This window comes from Burkholderia sp. 10_S31 (assembly GCF_056930375.1).
Map to the genome: position 1 here is coordinate 3,236,061 of NZ_JBXOWK010000003.1, position 18,582 is coordinate 3,254,642.

Below are 18,582 nucleotides of genomic sequence, written 5' to 3' on the forward strand. Positions count from 1 at the left end.
ACGCGCCGCCTTCCGGGCCCCTTTCCGCGCGATCACCTTGCCTTTTCCGCGATTTGTTTAGTATTTTTAGTAACGGCGTTTTCGCAGATTAGCGCGTAAAAAACCCATTATTTCCGGGTATTCCCCGGCTATCCAGCCCTAATTAGGTACTGCGTTTTACTATACAATCGCCGTCACCCTAAACAAATCGGATCCCGAACGATGGGCACCACCATTCGCGACGTTGCGCGGGCGGCAGAGGTCTCGATCGGCACCGTCTCCCGCGCGCTGAAAAACCAGCCGGGCCTGTCCGAAGCCACGCGCGCGCGCATCGTCGAAATCGCGCAGCGGCTCGGCTACGACCCGGCCCAGTTGCGTCCGCGCATCCGCCGGCTTACCTTCCTGCTGCATCGCCAGCACAACCGCTTTCCCGCCAGCCCGTTCTTCTCGCACGTGCTGCACGGCGTCGAGGACGCGTGCCGCGAGCGCGGCATCGTGCCGACGCTGCTCACGGTCGGCCCGAACGACGACGTGCTGCGCCAGATGCGCCCGCACGCCCCCGACGCGATCGCGGTGGCCGGCTTCATCGAGCCCGAGACGATCGAGGCGCTCGCCGCGACCGGCCGCCCGCTCGTGCTGATCGACCTATGGGCGCCCGGCCTGCGCTCGGTGAACATCGACAACGCGACGGGCGCGGCGCTCGCGATGCGCCATCTGCTCGCCACCGGCCGCTCGCGGATCGCGTTCATCGGCGGATCGGCCGCGCACTACAGCATCGCGCAGCGCGCGATCGGCTACCGGCGCGCGTTCTTCGAGGCCGGGCGGCTGTTCGATCCTGCGTACGAAGTGACGATCGACGCCGGGCTCGACCCCGACACCGGCGCCGCGCGCGCGATGCAGCAGCTGCTCGATGCGCCGGGCCCGCGCCCCGACGCCGTGTTCGCGTACAACGACGCCGCCGCGCTGGCCGCGCAGCGCGTGTGCATCGCGCGCGGCGTGCGGATTCCGGAGGAGATCGCGATCGTCGGCTTCGACGACATCCCCGCCGCCGCGCACGCGAACCCGCCACTCACGACGCTCGCCGTCGACAAGGAAGCGCTCGGCCGCCGCGGCGTCGAACTGCTGCTCGCGGAAGCGCCCGAGCACACCGAGATCTCCCTGCCCGTCGAGCTGATCGTGCGGGCCAGCAGCCAGCCCGCCGGCTCGCCGGCATTCGATACCGCCACGGTCACCGAATCATGAACATGCCCCCGGTCCAATCACGCACGGCCACGCCGGCCAACCACGCGCAAGCGGCACCGTTCGTCGCGAGCTTCCGCGATCCGTCGTTCCTGCTGTCGCACATCGAGGACACGCTGCGCTTCTACGCGACGAACGCGTTCGACCCGACGGGCGGCTTCTACCACTACTTCCGCGACGACGGCAGCATCTACAACCGCACGTCGCGGCACCTGGTCAGCAGCTGCCGGTTCGTCTTCAACTACGCGATGGCGTACCGGCATTTCGGCGATCCGCGTCATCTCGACCATGCGCGCCACGGGCTGCGCTTCCTGCGCGACGCGCACTGGGATGAAGCGCTGCAGGGCTACGACTGGGAACTCGACTGGCGCGACGGCGCAAAACGCGCGACGCTCGACGGCACGCGCCATTGCTACGGGCTTGCGTTCGTGCTGCTGGCCGCCGCGCATGCGACGATGGCCGGCATCGACGAAGCACGCGCGCTGATCGCGTCGACCTACGAGCTCGCGGAGCACCGCTTCTGGGATGCGGCCGCGGGCCTCTACGCGGACGACGCGACGCCGAACTGGAACGTGTCGTCGTACCGCGGCCAGAACGCGAACATGCACATGACGGAGGCGCTGCTCGCGGCCTACGAGGCGACCGGCCACCTCACCTACCTCGACCGCGCGGAGAAGCTCGCGACCCACGTCACGCAGCGCCAGGCCGCGCTGTCGGGCGGCCTCGTGTGGGAGCACTACCATGCGGACTGGTCGATCGACTGGGATTACAACAAGGAAGACAGCTCGAACATCTTCCGTCCGTGGGGCTTCCAGCCCGGCCATCAGACCGAATGGGCGAAGCTGCTGCTGATCCTGGAGCGGCACCGCCCGCTCGACTGGCTCGCGCCGCGCGCGGCCGAGCTGTTCGACGCGGCGCTCACGCACGCGTGGGACGCCGATCACGGCGGCCTCTGCTACGGCTTCGGCCCCGACTTCACGATCTGCGACCACAACAAGTATTTCTGGGTGCAGGCGGAAACCTTCGCGGCGGCCGCGATGCTCGGCGCGCGCACCGGCAGCGAGCGCTTCTGGGACTGGTACGACGAGATCTGGCGCTACAGCTGGGCGCATTTCGTCGATCACCGCTACGGCGCGTGGTACCGGATCCTCACCTGCGACAACCGCAAGTACAGCGACGAGAAGAGCCCGGCCGGCAAGACCGACTATCACACGATGGGCGCGTGCTACGACGTGCTCGCGACCCTCGCGCGCGCGGCGCGCAGCGAGCCGACGCAATGAGCGGCGGCATGTTTCCGGCATTCGTGTCGGCGGGCGACATCCTGACCGACATGGTGCGCGTGGGCGACGCGCAGTGGACGTCGGTGCCGGGCGGCGCCGGCTGGAACGTCGCGCGCGCGGTTGCGCGGCTCGGCATGCCAAGCGCGCTCGCGGGCGCGATCGGCGAAGACTGCTTCTCCGACGTGCTGTGGCGCACCAGCGATGCGGCCGGGCTCGATCTGCGCTTCCTGCAGCGCGTGCCGCGTGCGCCGCTGCTCGCGATCGTCCACGAGACGCGGCCGCCTGCGTACTTCTTCATCGGCGATGCGAGCGCGGATCTCGCGTTCGACCCGGCGCGGCTGCCGGCCGGCTGGGCCGAACACGTGAAATGGGCGCACTTCGGCTGTATCAGCCTCGTGCGCGAACCGCTCGCGGGCACGCTCGTCGCGCTCGCGGCCGAGCTGCACGCGCGCGGCGTGAAGATCAGCTTCGATCCGAACTACCGGAACCTGATGACGGCCGCGTACCAGCCGACGCTCGCGAAGATGGCCGACCTCGCCGACCTGATCAAGGTATCCGACGAGGACCTGCGTCACCTGTTCGGCGGCGACGGCCCCGACGCGATCGCCGCGGTGCGCGCGCTGAATCCGCGCGCGGCCGTATTCGTCACGCGCGGCGCGCAGGCGGCGACGCTCTACGCGGACGGCGACATGCTCGAGGCGAGCCCGCCGCGCGTCGAGGTGGTCGACACCGTCGGCGCGGGCGACGCGTCGATCGGCGGCATGCTGTTCAGCCTGATGGCCGCGCCGCAACGGTCGTGGCGCGAACATCTGGCGTTCGCGCTCGCGGCGGGCGCCGCGGCATGCCGGCATACGGGCGCGCATGCGCCGACGCTCGACGAGGTCGTCGCGCTGCTCGAATGGTGACGGCATGATGACGGCGCGCTGATCGGTCGCCGATTAGCGGCGCTGTACATGCTGCGCCGCAGTGCTACGATGAAGTGTCCTATTGCGGGAGAGGCACGATGGACACGAACACGTTCACGAAAGGCATCTACACGGCCAAGGCGCATACGCAGCACGCCGCCAACGGGCAGTTCCAGGGCTACGTGATCCTCGCCCGGGACGATGGCGACGATACGGAGAACGTGCGCTACGACGTCCACACGACGAGCCCGAGCGAGGAAGAGGCGTTCGACGAAGCGAAGGCGCTCGCGCACCGGATCCTAGGCGAAATCGAACTGTAGTGCGCCGGGCCATCACGCACGCGCCGCGGTCCGACCGCGACGCGCCGCATTCGCGGCTCAGAGCAGCCGCGCCACCATCGACACCAGCATCGTCAGCACCAGCGTCGACATGAACGGGAACGGGTAGCGCCGTCCGCCGAGCGTCAGCGTGACGTCGCCCGGCATCCGTCCGATGCCGAACTTGCCGAGCCACGGCCAGCAGCGCGTCAGGATCATCACCGCGACGAACGACGCCATCAGCCAGCGCAGCATCCCGGCCCCCGTCAGAGCGCGTGCGAGCGGTCGCCGCGCGCGAACGCGTCGAGCGTGCCGTCGATCCCGCGCGAGAACGCGATCACCTTGAACAGCTCGCCCATCTCGGCTTCCGAGATCAGCTTCTGCACCGCGTTCGCGGCCGGCAGGAACTGGTGGATGTCGGACGGATCGATCGCGGCCAGCGCGTCGGTGATGCCCGCGTTCAGCAGGAAGCGCGCCTGCGACGTGTAGCCGAGCAGGTCCGCTCCGGTGGCGACGCCCGCGTCGTAGATGCCGGAGAATTCGACGTGCGCGGTAATGTCCTGCAGCCCCGGGTACAGGAATGCGTCGTCGTGCGCGTGGTGCCGGTAGTGGCACATGAGCGTGCCGCGGTCGCGCTGCGGATGGTAGTACTCGTGCGCGGGAAAGCCGTAGTCGACGAGCAGCACCGCGCCGCGCGAGAGCATCGTGCATACGGTGCGCGTGAACGCCAGCGCGGCTTCATGCGTCTCGGTCACGTAGCCGTCGTCGACCTCGAGCGTCGCGAGCACCGGCGGCAGGCCTGCCGCGCCGGCGGGCCGGTCGTCGAACACGAACGCGTGCTGCGCGTCGAGCGCGACGCCGCGCTCGAGCCACGCGCCGTCCGCCTTCGCGAAGAGGCGCACCGGCATCGCGTCGAGCACCTCGTTGCCGACCACGACGCCGTCGAAGCGCTCGGGCAGCGCGTCGAGCCAGCGCACCTTGCCGGCGAGCGCCGGCGCGGCGGCCGCGATCGTGTCGCGCTGCCGTTCGCGCAGTTCGCCGGACAGGTCGACGATCAGGTATTCGTCGAGCTCGACGCCGAGCGCATCGAGCGCCGCGAGCAGCCCGGCCGCGAGCTTGCCCGTGCCCGCGCCGAATTCCATCACGCGGCGCGTGCCGCTCGCCGCGAGCGCGTCCGCGACGGGATTCGCGAGCGTCTGCGCGAACAGCGGCGACAGCTCCGGGGCCGTCACGAAGTCGCTGCCGTCGTCGGCGCGGCGCCCGAACTTGCGCGCGCCGCCGCTGTAATAGCCGAGGCCGGGCGCGTACAGCGCGCGCTCCATGAAGCGGTCGAACGGCAGCCAGCCGCCGGCCGCCGCGATCTCGTCGCGCAGTTGCGCGGCGAGGGTTTCGGACTGCGCAAGCGCGTCAGGGCCGGGAGCCGGTAAACTAGCGGGTTCGTGAGCTTTCGGGTTCATCCCGGCATTGTAAATGACCGTTTCAGCCGATACGTCGCCCCCGCGCATCGCGCTCGTCGCAGGCGCGCTGGGCAGCGCTTCCGACGCCGCGTCGCTCGGTCGTGCGCTCGCGACCGGATTCGCGCAGCGAGGCTGGGACGTCGCGCTGCAGCGCAGCCCCGGCGCGCCGCGCGCGGCCGCCGACGCGCTCGTCGCCGAAGTCGCCGCACGGGGCCGCCGCGCAGCCGTGCTCGATGCCGATCTGGCCCTGGAAGCCGACGCTGCCGCGCTCGTCGCCGCGTGCGTCGAGGCACTCGGCCGGCCCACTTGCGTGGTGTTCGTCAGCGCATGCGCGGGCACCGACGACGCGCACACGGTTGACGGCGCATCGCTCGCCGGCGCACTCGCGCGCAACGTGACGGCGCCGCTCGCGCTGGCCCGCGCGCTCGCCGATGCGACGCCCGACGCCGCGCGCGGCAACGAATCGCTGCGCGCGTGCGCGATCCACGTACTGGATCAGGCCCTGTTTCACCCGGCGCCCGCGCAGTTGTCGCACGCGCTGATGCAGGCCGCGCTGAACCGCGCGACCTCGGCGTTGGCGCTGGCGCTCGCGCCGAAGGTGCGCGTCGCGGCGCTCGTGCGCGGCCACGCGGCGCACGCGAACGACATCGCGGCGGCGGCCTGCTATCTCGCGAGCGCGCCCGGCGTGACGGGCGCGACGCTGACCGTCGACGGCGGCGAGCACCTGGTGCCACCCGCCGCCGGCCCGAATGAATGAACCGCGCGAGCGCGCGGCCTGATGCCGCCGCCCGCGCCGCTTTGCGTGCGCGCACGCCAATTTGACTGGAACGACCATGTTTTCCGCTCTCCTGCACCCCCGCCTCGCGGACTGCCGCAGGCTCTACCTGCGCGACTACGAGGTGCACATCAACATCGGGGCCTTCGAACACGAGAAGCGCGGCGAGCAGCGCGTCGTCATCAACGTCGACCTGTTCGTGCCGCTCGCGCTGTCCACCCCCGTCGACGACCGGCTGCATGAAGTCGTCGACTACGACCTGATGAAGCAGAGCGTCGCGCAGAGCGTGGCGCGCGGCCACATCCACCTGCAGGAAACGCTGTGCGACGCGATCGCCGCGCACCTGCTGGCGCACGACGCCGTGCGCGCGGTACGCGTCTGTACCGAGAAACCGGACGCCTATCCGGACTGCGATGCCGTCGGCGTCGAAGTCTTTCGCATCAAGGACGAGGCATGAACGCCCCCCACATGAACGACACGACGGCCGACGCGGCCGCCATCGAAGCCACCGCCGCCGACACCGGCCGCCGCGCGCTGACGCGCCGCGAGCAGAAGGAAGCGTACGAGAACAACAAGCTGTTCAAGCGGATCGTGCGCCAGGTCGGCCAGGCGATCGGCGACTACAACATGATCGAGCAGGGCGACAAGGTGATGGTGTGCCTGTCGGGCGGCAAGGACAGCTATGCGATGCTCGACGTGCTGCTGCGCCTGCGCGAGCGCGCGCCGATCGACTTCGACATCGTCGCGGTCAACCTCGACCAGAAGCAGCCGGGCTTTCCGGAGCACGTGCTGCCCGAGTACCTGACGCAGGTCGGCGTGCCGTTCCACATCGAGAACCAGGACACCTACAGCATCGTCAAGCGGCTCGTGCCCGAGGGCAAGACGACCTGCTCGCTGTGCTCGCGGCTGCGCCGCGGGATCCTGTACCGCGTGGCCGGCGAGCTCGGTGCGACCAAGATCGCGCTCGGCCACCACCGCGACGACATCCTGCAGACGCTGCTGCTCAACATGTTCTACGGCGGCAAGCTGAAGGGGATGCCGCCGAAGCTGCAGTCGGACGACGGCAGGAACGTCGTGATCCGCCCGCTCGCGTACGTGAAGGAAACCGATCTCGAGAAATACGCGGCGCTGCGCGAATTCCCGATCATCCCGTGCAACCTGTGCGGCAGCCAGCCGAACCTGAAGCGCGCGGAAATGAAGGCGCTGATCCGCGAATGGGACAAGCGCTTCCCGGGCCGCGTCGACAACATGTTCAGCGCGCTCGCGAACGTCGTGCCGTCGCACCTGATGGATACGACCCAGTTCCCGTTCGCGTCGCTGCGCGCGACCGGCGTTGCCGATCCGCAGGGCGACATCGCGTTCGACGAGGAGCCGTGCGCGTCCGGCGACGACACCGCCGCACCGGGCGCCGCCAAACCGATCTCGATCGTCCAGTTCGACGACCTGTAAGCAGGGCCCGAACACTCGCCGGCGCGGGGCGCAAGCCCCCTTTTCCAGCGCTGTCGCCCCGCCGCGACAGGCCCGGAACGCCAGGGGCCGCATGCTAAAATGATCGGCTACGAACTCCTCTGACAAGCTCGCCATGAATATCGTGATTTTGGCGGCAGGCACCGGCAAGCGCATGCGTTCCGCGCTGCCGAAAGTGCTCCATCCCCTGGCCGGCAGGCCGCTCCTCTCCCACGTCATCGCCACCGCGCGCACGCTGCAGCCGTCGCGGCTCGTCGTCGTCGTCGGTCATGGCGCCGAGCAGGTCCAGGCCGCCGTCGCCGCGCCCGACGTCCAGTTCGCGGTGCAGGCCGAACAGCTCGGCACCGGTCATGCGGTGCGCCAGGCGCTGCCGCTGCTCGATCCCGCGCAACCGACGCTGGTGCTGTACGGCGACGTGCCGCTCACCCGCGCATCGACGCTGCAGCGTCTCGTCGACGCCGCACGCGAAGGCCGCTACGGGATTCTGACCGTCACGCTCGACGATCCGACCGGTTACGGCCGCATCGTGCGCGACGCATCCGGCTTCGTCACGCGCATCGTCGAGCAGAAGGACGCGTCGCCCGAGCAGCTGAAGATCGCCGAGATCAACACCGGCATCATCGTCACGCCCACGGCGCAGCTGTCGATGTGGCTCGGCGCGCTGAAGAACGAGAACGCGCAGGGCGAGTACTACCTGACCGACGTCGTCGAGCTCGCGATCGAGGCCGGCTTCGAGATCGTCACGTCGCAGCCCGACGAAGACTGGGAAACGCTCGGCGTGAACAGCAAGGCGCAGCTCGCGGAGCTCGAGCGCATCCATCAGCGCAACGTCGCCGATGCGCTGCTCGTCGACGGCGTCACACTCGCCGATCCGGCGCGCCTCGACGTGCGCGGCACGCTGCGCTGCGGCCGCGACGTGTCGATCGACGTGAACTGCGTGTTCGAAGGCAACGTGACGCTCGCCGACAACGTGACGATCGGCGCGAACTGCGTGATCCGCAATGCGTCGATCGGCACCGGCACGCGCATCGACGCCTTCACGCACATCGACGGCGCCGAGCTCGGCGCGCACACCGTGATCGGCCCGTACGCACGGCTGCGCCCGGGCGCGCAGCTCGCGGACGAAGCGCACGTCGGCAACTTCGTCGAGGTGAAGAACGCGGTGATCGGCCACGGCTCGAAGGCGAACCACCTGACGTACATCGGCGACGCCGACATCGGCGCGCGCGTGAACATCGGTGCGGGCACGATCACCTGCAACTACGACGGCGCGAACAAGTTCCGCACCGTGATCGAGGACGACGTATTCGTCGGTTCGGACACGCAGCTCGTCGCGCCGGTGCGCGTCGGCCGCGGCGTGACGATCGCGGCCGGCACGACGATCTGGAAGGACGTCGCCGAGGGCGTCCTCGCATTGAACGAGAAGACGCAGACCGCGAAAAGCGGCTACGTCCGCCCGGTCAAGAAGAAGAGCTGAACCTTTTGCGGGCGCCCGGACGGCGCCCGCGTCGACTTACAGGATTGACCACTCATGTGCGGCATTGTCGGCGCAGTTGCGCAGCGTAATATCGTTCCGGTGCTGATCGAAGGATTGCGGCGCCTCGAATATCGTGGCTACGATTCGTGCGGCGTCGCCGTGCTCGAGCCGGGCGCGCCGAAGCGTGCGCGCAGCGTCGCACGCGTTGCCGATCTCGACACGCAGGTGCGCGAATCGCACCTGGAAGGCACGACCGGCGTCGCACACACGCGCTGGGCGACGCACGGCGCGCCCGTCACGCACAACGCGCACCCGATCTTCTCGTCGAACGCGCTCGCGCTGGTGCACAACGGCATCATCGAGAACTTCGAGACGCTGCGCGAAGCGCTGCGCGCGAAGGGCTACGAATTCGTGTCGCAGACCGACACCGAAGTGATCGCGCACCTCGTGCACAGCCTGTATCGCGGCAACCTGTTCGAAGCCGTGCGCGAAGCCGTGCAGCAGCTGCACGGCGCGTATGCGATCGCGGTGACCCACAAGGACGAGCCGCACACCGTCGTCGGCGCGCGCCAGGGTTCGCCGCTCGTCGTCGGCCACGGCGACGGCGAAAACTTCCTCGCATCCGACGCACTGGCGCTGGCCGGCAGCACCGACCGCTTCACGTTCCTCGAGGAAGGCGACGTGTGCGAACTGTCGCTCGACGGCGTGAAGATCGTCGATCGCCACGGCGCGCTCGCGCAGCGCGAGATCCGCGTGGTCAGCGCATACGGCGGCGCGGTCGAACTGGGCCCGTATCGCCACTTCATGCAGAAGGAAATCTTCGAGCAGCCGCGCGCGATCAGCGACACGGTGCCGCAGACCGAAGCGTTCGACGCGACGCTGTTCGGCGATGCGGCACCCGCCGCGTTCGCGGACATCGACAGCCTGCTGATCCTCGCGTGCGGCACGAGCTACTACTCGGGCCTCACCGCGAAGTACTGGCTCGAATCGATCGCGAAGATCCCGACCCAGGTCGAGATCGCGAGCGAATACCGCTACCGCGAGTCGGTGCCGAACCCGCGCCAGCTCGTGCTGGTGATCTCGCAGTCGGGCGAGACGGCCGACACGCTCGCCGCGCTCAAGCACGCGCAGTCGCTCGGCCACACGCACACGCTGGCCGTCTGCAACGTCGCGACGAGCGCGATGGTGCGCCTCACCGAGATGCAGTTCCTGACGCACGCGGGCACCGAGATCGGCGTCGCGTCGACCAAGGCGTTCACGACCCAGCTCGTCGCACTGTTCGTGCTGGCCGCGACGCTCGGCAAGCTGCGCGGGCATGTCGACGCCGCGCAGGAAGCGGAATTCCTGAAGCAACTGCGCCACCTGCCGGCCGCGCTGAACAGCGTGCTCGCGCTCGAGCCGCAGATCATCGCGTGGTCGGAGGAATTCGCGCGCAAGGAAAACGCGCTGTTCCTCGGCCGCGGGCTGCACTACCCGATCGCACTCGAAGGCGCGCTGAAGCTGAAGGAAATCTCGTACATCCACGCGGAGGCCTATCCGGCCGGCGAGCTGAAGCACGGGCCGCTCGCGCTCGTCACGGAAGCGATGCCGGTCGTCACGGTCGCGCCGAACGACACGCTGCTCGAGAAGCTGAAGTCGAACATGCAGGAAGTGCGCGCGCGCGGCGGCGAGCTGTACGTGTTCGCCGACGCGGATACGCAGATCGTCAACGACGACGGCCTGCACGTGATCCGGATGCCGGAGCATTACGGGCAGCTGTCGCCGATCCTGCACGTCGTGCCGCTGCAGCTGCTCGCGTATCACACCGCGTGCGCGCGCGGCACCGATGTCGACAAGCCGCGCAACCTCGCGAAGTCGGTGACGGTGGAGTAAGCAATCGGCGCAGCGCAGTCCGGCGCGCCGACGAGACTGACGGAGAGACCATGGTAAGACTGTTTGGATGCGGATTGCTGGCGCTGACCTGCGCGTCGACGGGTTGGGCGGCCGAGCACTACGTCGAAGTCTGGAACCCGCCCGAGGCGCGGCTGCCGGCGGCACGCACGCCAGATGCCCGTACGCCGGCCGCGCGCACGGGTGCCGACGCGCATGCCGGCAGCAAGGCCGTGGAAAAGCGCGCGAGCGTGCAACCGAAGGCCGCGGTCAAGCCGCACAAGCGCCGCGTCGCGCAAGCGGTGAAAGCCGCGCCGCGTCGTGCGCCCGCCGCGACGGTCGAGGCGCCGGTCGCACCGCGCCCGGTCGCGCAGCCCGCGCCGGGGCGGCTGACGGTGATGCAGCCGGCCGCGCCCGACACGCCGCACGCGCTCAACTTCTCCGATATCCCGAGGCAATACACGCCGGACGGCAACGTGCTGCGCGTCGGCACGGCCAACCGTTCCGCGGAGGTGACGCGATAATGGAAGCACAGACCTATCACGGCTACCAGATCTGGGGCCATGCGATCCTGCAACAGGACGAGATCATGCAGCCCGAACGCTTCGCGGCGAGCGGCACGATCACGCAGAACAACCGGCTCGTCGAGGCGTCGGGCGTGCTCGGCGTGTTCGATACCGAGGACGAAGCACGCGATGCAGGGCTCGAATGGGCCCGCGCGTGGATCGACAGCCATCGCTGAACGGCCGCGCGCGGCCTGCGCGCGAACCGTCAACGCAAAGAAAAGGGGCGTCCACGACGCCCCTTTTTGCATTCGCCCCCGCCCGCTCAGGCGACGGGACGCGGCGGCGGCACGGCCGTCCGGGGCCGGCCGACGAGCCGCGTGAGCACGACGATCGCGACCAGCGTGACGACGTACGCGGCGATCTGGATTCCCGCCGGACGCGCGGTATAGCCAATCAGCGTATGCAGCGCCTTGCCGACGATGCTCGATTCCTTGAGCAGCCACGACGTGTCCCAGACCGTATCGCCCCACGACGGCACGAGGCCCGCCGCGAGCAGGAAGCCGGCGCACTGGCTCGCCATCCCCGCCGCGAGCAGCACGATCAGCGCATTGGTGACGGAGAACAGGCGCTTCAGCGGAATCTGCAGCAGGCCCGCATACATCGCGTAGCCGAGCCCGGCTCCGCCGAGCACGCCGAGCAGGCCGCCTGCGATCATCTGCGGCGTCTGACCCGGATCCCCCGCCGCGATGCCGTACAGGAACAGCACGGCCTCGGAACCTTCGCGCAACACCGCGACGCCGACCACGATCGCGAGCCCCGTCAGCGGCCGGCTGCCTGCCGCGACGGCCCGCCCGACCTTGCCCATGTGCAGCGCCATCTCGCGGCCGTGACTGCTCATCCAGATGCAGTGCCACGCCAGCATCAGCGTCGCGACGAACATCACGCCCGCGTTGAAGACTTCCTGTCCCATGCCGGACGCCCACTGCGAGATCACGTCGGCGAACGCGGCGATCAGGCCGGCGCCGATCACGCCGCCGACGAGCCCGCCGCCGACCCACCAGCCGCGCCGCGGCACGCCCTTCGTGGCGGCCATCACGATCGAGACCACCAGTGCGGCCTCGAGCACTTCACGAAAGACGATCAGGGCGGTAGACAACATGGTGGTTTCCGCTTACTTGACGCTCAGGTGCGTTTTCGACTGCGCTTCGTGATACTCGTCGTGGAACTCGTAGGTGCCGGCCTTCAGCGGCCCGACGAGAATCTCGACCGACTTGCCGGCCGGCACGACCTTCTCCGCCTTGAAGTCGTCGCTTTCGAATTCCGCGGGCGTCGCATCGAGGTTCTTCACGACGAACTTCACCTTCTTGCCGGCCGGGATCGTCACGCCATCGGGCGAAAACTTGTGGTCCTTCAGGGTCAGGTTGACGACATCGTCGGCAGCGAATGCGGACGTTGCGGATGCGCCCAACAGGGCCAGTGCGAAGCCAATGGCGAAACGAGTCATGTTTGTAGCTAAAGAAATATCGAGGGGAATCGATACTAAGATCGATTCGCATTTTCACCTCCAAGTACCCTTACTCGGATCATGGAGATCGTGCGTCATCGATCCGACGCATACCTTCTCGCACAAGGCTCTGCCAGATTTCGCCGACAATGCGCGAACGTCAATCGGGAAAAGTTCGGGCTGACGCACGCAGGCGAATCGCGATTCGTCTGACATCAGTCTTACAAGCAGTGGCTGCGATACGGTTCGCGGCGAACGCGCTTGACCTTCCCACCATGGCAAGCTTCATGCTGAACCTATTCGTCGATCATCAACCGAGGAGAACACGATGGAATTCGAAGTCCAGGACATGACCTGCGGCGGCTGCGCCAACGCCATCACCCGTGCCGTGACGGCGGCCGACCCCGCCGCGAAGCTCGACATCGACGTGGCTGCGAAGACGGTCAAGGTCGAATCGGCGCAAGGCGCCGAGCGCGTGCAATCGATCATCGAAGCCGCGGGCTTCCACCCCGCACTGCGCTCGGCCTGACGCACGCAGGCGCAGCGCCCGCCGGCACTGCGCCCGTGCACCGGCCGCGTCAGCGCAGCCGGATCAGCGTCGACTTCAGCTCGGTGTACTTCTCGAGCGCGTGCAGCGACTTGTCGCGGCCGTTGCCCGACTGCTTGTAGCCGCCGAACGGGAAGTTCATGTCGCCGCCTTCGTCGTAGCAGTTCACCCACACCGTGCCCGCCCGCAGCCGGCGCGACACCTCGTGCGCAGTCGCCAGATCCGACGTCCACACGGCCGCCGCGAGCCCGTACTCGGTATCGTTCGCGATCCTCACCGCCTCGTCGACCTCGTCGAACACGATCACCGACAGCACGGGACCGAAGATCTCCTCGCGCGCGATCTTCGCATCGGGCTTCACCTCGAACACCGTCGGCTCCACGTAGAAGCCGCCCGATTCCTCGTTCACGCGTGCACCGCCCGTGACGAGGGTGCCCTCCTTGCGCCCGGCGTCGATGTAGCCGAGCACGCGCTCGAGCTGGATCCCGTCGACGATCGCGCCCATCGATACCGACGGATCGAGCGGGTTGCCCGGCACGTACGCACGCGCGGCCGCGACCAGCTTCTCGACGAACGCATCCTTGATGTCGCGATGCACGAGCAGGCGCGAGCCGGCCGTGCACATCTCCCCCATGTTGTAGAAGATCGCGCCGGCCGCGGCCTGCGCGGCGCGGTCGAGATCCGGGCAGTCGGGCAGCACGATGTTCGGCGACTTGCCGCCGAGTTCGAGCCACGCGCGCTTCAGGTTCGACTGCGCGGCGTACTGCATGATCAGCTTGCCGACCGCGGTGGAACCCGTGAACGCGATGCAGTCGACGTCGCGATGCAGCGCGAGCAGCTTGCCGGGCTCGCCCGCGCCCGGCACGACGTTGAACACGCCGGCCGGGATGCCGGCCTCGATCGCCAGCTGCGCGACGCGGATCGCGGTCAGCGGCGACTTCTCCGACGGCTTCAGCACGACGCTGTTGCCGGCCGCGAGCGCCGGGCCGAACTTCCATGCGGCCATCAGGATCGGGAAATTCCACGGCACGACGGCCGCCACCACGCCGACCGGCTCGCGCGTGACGAGGCCGACGAGATGATGATCGGCCGGCGCGACTTCGCCGCCGACCTTGTCGATCGCTTCGGCGAACCACTCGACGCAATACGCGGCGCCCGGCACGTCGACCGTCGTCGTGTCGCCGATCGGCTTGCCCGCGTCGAGCGTCTCGAGCAGCGACAGCTCATCGAGATGCTCGCGCATCAGCGCGGCCCAGCGCAGCAGCACGGCCTTGCGCGCGCGCGGGTTCAGTGCGGCCCACACGCCGGCGTCGAACGCGCGGCGGGCGGCCGCGACTGCTGCGTTCACGTCGGCTTCGCCGCAATCGGCCACCTTCGCGAGCACGCGGCCGTCGATCGGGCTCACGCAATCGAACGTCTTGCCGCCATGCGCGTCACGCGACGCGCCGTCGATGAATGCGCGCCCTTCGATCTCGAGCGACGCCGCCTTGTCCTGCCATTCAGCCAAAGTCAACTTGTTCATCAGGATGCCTCAATGGTTGTGGCATTCGCGCTGCGGCACGCCGCGCAACGGCAACACTGCCGGCGGCGAATGCGGTGACGCGCGGTGGGTCAGAAGGTCGCCGGCGAATTGGCCGACACGACCTCGCAGAGCTGTTCCGCGCTGGGATTGCGAAAACGGTGCGGCAAGCGGCTTTCGAAGTAGTAGCCGTCTCCGGGGTCGAGCAGCCAGGTCGCGCCGTCGACGGTCAGCTCGAGCCGGCCCGACACGACCACGCCACCCTCGTGCCCCACGTGCACGAGCATCTCGGCGCCCGTATCGGCGAGCGGCTGATAGACCTCGCGCATGATGCACATGTTGCGATCCTTCACGCCCGCGCCGACCAGGTGAAACGCGAGCGCGTCGTTGCCGAGGTTCGGCATCTCGTCGCGGCGCGACACGACCGAGCGCGATTCGACCAGCTCGAACGTGAAGAACTCCGCGAGACTCATCGGGATGCATTCGAGCAGTTTCTTCAGCGAGCCGACCGACGGGCTCACGCGCCCCTGTTCGATCAGCGAGATCGCGCCGTTGGTCACGCCGGCCCGCTTCGCGAGTTCGCGCTGCGACAGGCCATGCTTGTTGCGCACGAAACGCAGGCGCTCGGCGACTTCGGTGGACATCGATTCGGTTTCGGGCACGATAGTAGCGCGGTGAAAAAGTGAAGCGGCGTGTTGGGGCAGCCGTTGAATATTCTAATCACTTTATGCCGCGCATCAGCGGGGAAAACCCTGAAAGGCGTTCGAAATAATGAACACCCTGCGAGCCATTCCATTTACGAATCTTTTGTTCGCAGTGCTGCGGGAAAGCCCTGACACGGGACCGTCAAAAAACATTTGACGCCGTTTTTGGCTCGTATATGCTGGCTCTCAGGTCAGCGTCATCGGCCATTCATCGGCACCAAAAAACGTTATCGCAACGCAAAAATTGATGCCGATCGATGTAAATGACGCAAACCTGACACCTCGATTATTTTAAACGCCCAGCGCGCCGAAACGATCAGGTGTTCAATACTTTCAACAAACCAGTCGAGTGTAATCGTGAGAGTCCGTGGCCCTCTGGTGAGGTGGGATCGAGGCGATGTGCGAAGTTTGCGCAGCGCCGCTCCCGCTTCCGATGGCAGTTGCGGCTGGCATAGTCCTCGCCTGCTGCACCTGTCGATCTACACCATCCTGTCCCGTCGTTCCGTTCGGCGTCACAACGCCGTTTCCGCACGCGCATTCGTGGCCGTCGATACCGACGAAGTCGCGTCGCTGCTGCCATAGCGCCTCTCCTCCTTTTCTCGTCGTTCGTTTCAGCTGCCTGTTCGTTAGCCGCGTCTTCCGCGCGGTGACGGAACGCGTTCGCGCATCGATTGCCGCGTCGCGCATCGCAACGAAACGAGCGACGGCCTGACCGTCGCGCACAGCGCGGGCCGCCACGCGACCCCGTCGTGCCCATTCACCAGCGGCCCCGGCGCTCTGCGCCTGGCTGCGGGGCCCTGTCGTGCCTGCGTTTTGCACGTTCCTGCGCAACGTACGCCAAGCCCTATGGATAACTGATTGACGTCATGGAAAGGAAACCCCTCGTCGGCATCACCGCCGACTTCACGCAAATCGGCGCACATGCGTCGCACACGGTCGGCGACAAGTACGTCGCGGCGATCGTCGACGGCGCGCACGCGCTCGCGATGGTGCTGCCCGCGCTCGGCGATCGCCAGTCGGTCGACGACGTGCTCGACACGGTCGACGGCCTGCTGTTTACCGGCAGCTACTCGAACGTCGAGCCGCACCTGTATGGCGGCGAGCCGAGCGCGCCGGGTACGAAGCACGATCCCGCACGCGACGCGACGACGCTGCCGCTGCTGCGCGCGGCGATCGTCGCGGGCGTGCCCGTGCTGGCCGTGTGCCGCGGCTTCCAGGAGCTGAACGTCGTCTGCGGCGGCACGCTGCACCAGCGCGTGCACGAAGTGCCGGGCCTCGCCGATCACCGCGAGGACGACGATGCGCCGATGGACACGCAATACGGCCCCGCGCACGTCGTGCGCCTGACGCCCGGCGGCGTGCTGCACACGCTTGCCGGCGGCCGCGACGACGTGCACGTGAACTCGCTGCACAAGCAGGGCATCGCGCAGCTCGGTTCCGGCCTCGCCGTCGAAGCCGTCGCGCCGGACGGCCTGATCGAGGCCGTCAGCGTCGTCGATGCGCCGGCCTTCGCGCTCGCCGTGCAATGGCATCCGGAATGGCGGCATGCGCATGACCCGCTGTCGAGCGCGATCTTCCGCGCCTTCGGCGACGCATGCCGCGCGCGCCGCAACGCCCGCACGCGCGCCACGGCCGCCGCCGCGCTCGCCTGAGCGCGCCGACCCACATAACGAGAACAGACATGCAAGACATCGAAGACTTTCTGAAGCAGCACCGGATCACCGAGATCGAAGCGATCATCCCCGACATGGCCGGCATCGCGCGCGGCAAGATCACGCCGCGCAACAAGTTCACGTCCGGCGAATCGATGCGCCTGCCGCAGGCCGTGATGGTGCAGACCGTCACCGGCGAATATCCGGAAGACGGCACGCTGACCGGCGTGACCGATCCCGACATGGTGTGCGTGCCCGACACGTCGACCATTCGCCTGATCCCGTGGGCCGTCGACCCGACCGCGCAGGTGATCCACGACTGCGTGCATTTCGACGGCTCGCCGGTCGAGATCTCGCCGCGCTACGTGCTGCGCCGCGTGCTCGATCTCTACAAGGCGAAGGGCTGGAAGCCGGTGGTCGCGCCGGAGCTCGAGTTCTACCTGGTCGACATGAACAAGGACCCGGACCTGCCGCTGCGTCCGCCGGTCGGCCGCACGGGCCGCCCCGAGACGGGCCGCCAGTCGTATTCGATCGAGGCCGTCAACGAATTCGATCCGCTGTTCGAGGACATCTACGAGTACTGCGAATCGCAGAACCTCGACATCGACACGCTGATCCACGAAGTCGGCGCCGCGCAGATGGAGATCAACTTCATGCACGGCGACGCGCTGTCGCTCGCCGACCAGGTTTTCCTGTTCAAGCGCACGGTGCGCGAGGCGGCGTTGCGCCACAACATGTACGCGACGTTCATGGCCAAGCCGATGGAAAACGAGCCGGGCTCCGCGATGCACGTGCACCAGAGCATCGTCGACGAGGAAACGGGCCGCAACCTGTTCACGTCGCCGGAGACGGGCGGCGCGACGTCGCTGTTCTACAACTATCTCGCCGGGCTGCAGAAGTACACGCCGGCACTGATGCCGATCTTCGCGCCGTACATCAACTCGTACCGCCGGCTGTCGCGTTTCATGGCCGCGCCGATCAACGTGCAGTGGGGCTACGACAACCGCACGGTCGGCTTCCGCATCCCGCACTCGGGCCCGGCCGCACGCCGCATCGAGAACCGGATCCCCGGTGTCGACTGCAACCCCTACCTCGCGCTGGCGGCGACGCTCGCGGCCGGCTATCTCGGCATGACACAGCGCCTCGAGCCGACCGAGCCGCTCGTCAGCGACGGCTACGACCTGCCGTACGGACTGCCGCGCAACCTCGAGGAAGGGCTCACGCTGATGGCCGCGTGCGAGCCGCTCGGCGAGATTCTCGGCCACAAGTTCCTGAAGGCGTATTTCGCGCTGAAGGAAACCGAATACGAAGCGTTCTTCCGCGTGATCAGCTCGTGGGAACGCCGTCATCTGCTGCTGCACGTATAAGCGCGCGCGCCAACGCAT

General features: G+C 68.0%; 21 protein-coding genes. 15 read left to right on the plus strand and 6 right to left on the minus strand.

Going from position 1 to position 18,582, the window contains the following annotated elements; translation table 11 throughout:
• The first annotated feature begins 201 nt into the window (after positions 1–201).
• The 4 genes from AC1Z3W_RS35230 (at position 202) to AC1Z3W_RS35245 (ending at position 3,723) form a co-directional block, all read left to right on the plus strand.
• A complete protein-coding gene (locus AC1Z3W_RS35230) occupies positions 202–1,221 on the plus strand; it encodes a LacI family DNA-binding transcriptional regulator (protein ID WP_057928621.1) in 1,020 nt (339 codons plus the stop codon).
• Positions 1,218–2,498, plus strand: coding sequence for an AGE family epimerase/isomerase (locus AC1Z3W_RS35235; RefSeq protein ID WP_057928622.1), 1,281 nt, complete (start codon positions 1,218–1,220; stop codon positions 2,496–2,498). The genes AC1Z3W_RS35230 and AC1Z3W_RS35235 overlap by 4 nt, the downstream gene beginning before the upstream one ends.
• The gene (locus tag AC1Z3W_RS35240; RefSeq protein WP_483509438.1) at positions 2,495–3,403 is read left to right on the plus strand and encodes a carbohydrate kinase family protein; all 909 of its coding nucleotides are present in this window, start codon (positions 2,495–2,497) and stop codon (positions 3,401–3,403) included. The genes AC1Z3W_RS35235 and AC1Z3W_RS35240 overlap by 4 nt, the downstream gene beginning before the upstream one ends.
• Positions 3,404–3,501: 98 nt before the next feature.
• Positions 3,502–3,723, plus strand: coding sequence for a hypothetical protein (locus AC1Z3W_RS35245; RefSeq protein ID WP_057928624.1), 222 nt, complete (start codon positions 3,502–3,504; stop codon positions 3,721–3,723).
• A gap of 57 nt (positions 3,724–3,780) precedes the next feature.
• Here AC1Z3W_RS35245 and AC1Z3W_RS35250 read toward each other — a convergent pair whose 3' ends face one another.
• Together AC1Z3W_RS35250 and AC1Z3W_RS35255 are read right to left on the minus strand one after the other, a co-directional pair.
• Complete coding sequence (locus AC1Z3W_RS35250; RefSeq protein ID WP_057928625.1) at positions 3,781–3,975, minus strand: DUF2905 domain-containing protein; 195 nt, start codon at positions 3,973–3,975, stop codon at positions 3,781–3,783.
• A gap of 11 nt (positions 3,976–3,986) precedes the next feature.
• The gene (locus AC1Z3W_RS35255; protein WP_483509439.1) at positions 3,987–5,177 is read right to left on the minus strand and encodes a class I SAM-dependent methyltransferase; all 1,191 of its coding nucleotides are present in this window, start codon (positions 5,175–5,177) and stop codon (positions 3,987–3,989) included.
• A 13-nt stretch (positions 5,178–5,190) separates the two neighbouring features.
• On the opposite strand from AC1Z3W_RS35255, the gene AC1Z3W_RS35260 reads away from it, so the two are divergent.
• From AC1Z3W_RS35260 to AC1Z3W_RS35290, 7 genes are all read left to right on the plus strand, one after another.
• Positions 5,191–5,934, plus strand: coding sequence for an SDR family oxidoreductase (locus AC1Z3W_RS35260; protein ID WP_057928627.1), 744 nt, complete (start codon positions 5,191–5,193; stop codon positions 5,932–5,934).
• Between the two features lie 76 nt (positions 5,935–6,010).
• Entirely contained in the window at positions 6,011–6,409 is a 399-nt protein-coding gene (locus tag AC1Z3W_RS35265) for a dihydroneopterin aldolase (RefSeq protein ID WP_057928628.1), read from the plus strand.
• Positions 6,406–7,401 carry a tRNA 2-thiocytidine(32) synthetase TtcA gene (gene ttcA, locus AC1Z3W_RS35270; protein WP_124835503.1) on the plus strand — a complete coding sequence of 332 codons (996 nt, stop codon included), beginning with the start codon at positions 6,406–6,408 and terminating at the stop codon, positions 7,399–7,401. The genes AC1Z3W_RS35265 and ttcA overlap by 4 nt, the downstream gene beginning before the upstream one ends.
• A gap of 133 nt (positions 7,402–7,534) precedes the next feature.
• A complete protein-coding gene (gene glmU / locus AC1Z3W_RS35275) occupies positions 7,535–8,896 on the plus strand; it encodes a bifunctional UDP-N-acetylglucosamine diphosphorylase/glucosamine-1-phosphate N-acetyltransferase GlmU (protein ID WP_057928630.1) in 1,362 nt (453 codons plus the stop codon).
• 54 nt (positions 8,897–8,950) lie between these two features.
• Positions 8,951–10,768 carry a glutamine--fructose-6-phosphate transaminase (isomerizing) gene (gene glmS, locus AC1Z3W_RS35280; protein ID WP_175826181.1) on the plus strand — a complete coding sequence of 606 codons (1,818 nt, stop codon included), beginning with the start codon at positions 8,951–8,953 and terminating at the stop codon, positions 10,766–10,768.
• Positions 10,769–10,818: 50 nt separating this feature from the next.
• The gene (locus AC1Z3W_RS35285) at positions 10,819–11,289 is read left to right on the plus strand and encodes a hypothetical protein (RefSeq protein ID WP_124835840.1); all 471 of its coding nucleotides are present in this window, start codon (positions 10,819–10,821) and stop codon (positions 11,287–11,289) included.
• Positions 11,289–11,507, plus strand: a complete 219-nt coding sequence (locus AC1Z3W_RS35290) for a hypothetical protein (protein ID WP_124835841.1) — start codon at positions 11,289–11,291, stop codon at positions 11,505–11,507. The genes AC1Z3W_RS35285 and AC1Z3W_RS35290 overlap by 1 nt, the downstream gene beginning before the upstream one ends.
• An 86-nt stretch (positions 11,508–11,593) precedes the next feature.
• On the opposite strand, the gene AC1Z3W_RS35295 is transcribed toward AC1Z3W_RS35290, so the two are convergent.
• Together AC1Z3W_RS35295 and AC1Z3W_RS35300 are read right to left on the minus strand one after the other, a co-directional pair.
• Positions 11,594–12,430 carry an FTR1 family iron permease gene (locus AC1Z3W_RS35295; protein ID WP_057924518.1) on the minus strand — a complete coding sequence of 279 codons (837 nt, stop codon included), beginning with the start codon at positions 12,428–12,430 and terminating at the stop codon, positions 11,594–11,596.
• A 12-nt stretch (positions 12,431–12,442) separates the two neighbouring features.
• Entirely contained in the window at positions 12,443–12,775 is a 333-nt protein-coding gene (locus AC1Z3W_RS35300) for a cupredoxin domain-containing protein (protein WP_057924519.1), read from the minus strand.
• Positions 12,776–13,103: 328 nt separating this feature from the next.
• Here AC1Z3W_RS35300 and AC1Z3W_RS35305 point away from each other — a divergent pair, with 328 nt between their 5' ends.
• Complete coding sequence (locus AC1Z3W_RS35305) at positions 13,104–13,304, plus strand: heavy-metal-associated domain-containing protein (RefSeq protein ID WP_006754615.1); 201 nt, start codon at positions 13,104–13,106, stop codon at positions 13,302–13,304.
• Positions 13,305–13,353: 49 nt separating this feature from the next.
• On the opposite strand, the gene AC1Z3W_RS35310 is transcribed toward AC1Z3W_RS35305, so the two are convergent.
• Both AC1Z3W_RS35310 and AC1Z3W_RS35315 read right to left on the minus strand, forming a co-directional pair.
• Complete coding sequence (locus AC1Z3W_RS35310; RefSeq protein WP_124835842.1) at positions 13,354–14,844, minus strand: aldehyde dehydrogenase; 1,491 nt, start codon at positions 14,842–14,844, stop codon at positions 13,354–13,356.
• An 89-nt stretch (positions 14,845–14,933) separates the two neighbouring features.
• On the minus strand, positions 14,934–15,485 hold the full coding sequence (locus AC1Z3W_RS35315) for a cupin domain-containing protein (RefSeq protein WP_124835843.1): 552 nt from the start codon (positions 15,483–15,485) through the stop codon (positions 14,934–14,936).
• Positions 15,486–15,944: 459 nt separating this feature from the next.
• Here AC1Z3W_RS35315 and AC1Z3W_RS35320 point away from each other — a divergent pair, with 459 nt between their 5' ends.
• The 3 genes from AC1Z3W_RS35320 to AC1Z3W_RS35330 all read left to right on the plus strand — a co-directional run bounded on the left by AC1Z3W_RS35320 (position 15,945) and on the right by AC1Z3W_RS35330 (position 18,564).
• Positions 15,945–16,127, plus strand: coding sequence for a hypothetical protein (locus tag AC1Z3W_RS35320; RefSeq protein WP_006402789.1), 183 nt, complete (start codon positions 15,945–15,947; stop codon positions 16,125–16,127).
• A gap of 284 nt (positions 16,128–16,411) precedes the next feature.
• On the plus strand, positions 16,412–17,197 hold the full coding sequence (locus tag AC1Z3W_RS35325) for a gamma-glutamyl-gamma-aminobutyrate hydrolase family protein (protein WP_057924521.1): 786 nt from the start codon (positions 16,412–16,414) through the stop codon (positions 17,195–17,197).
• Between the two features lie 29 nt (positions 17,198–17,226).
• A complete protein-coding gene (locus AC1Z3W_RS35330) occupies positions 17,227–18,564 on the plus strand; it encodes a glutamine synthetase family protein (protein ID WP_057924815.1) in 1,338 nt (445 codons plus the stop codon).
• Positions 18,565–18,582 lie beyond the last annotated feature (18 nt).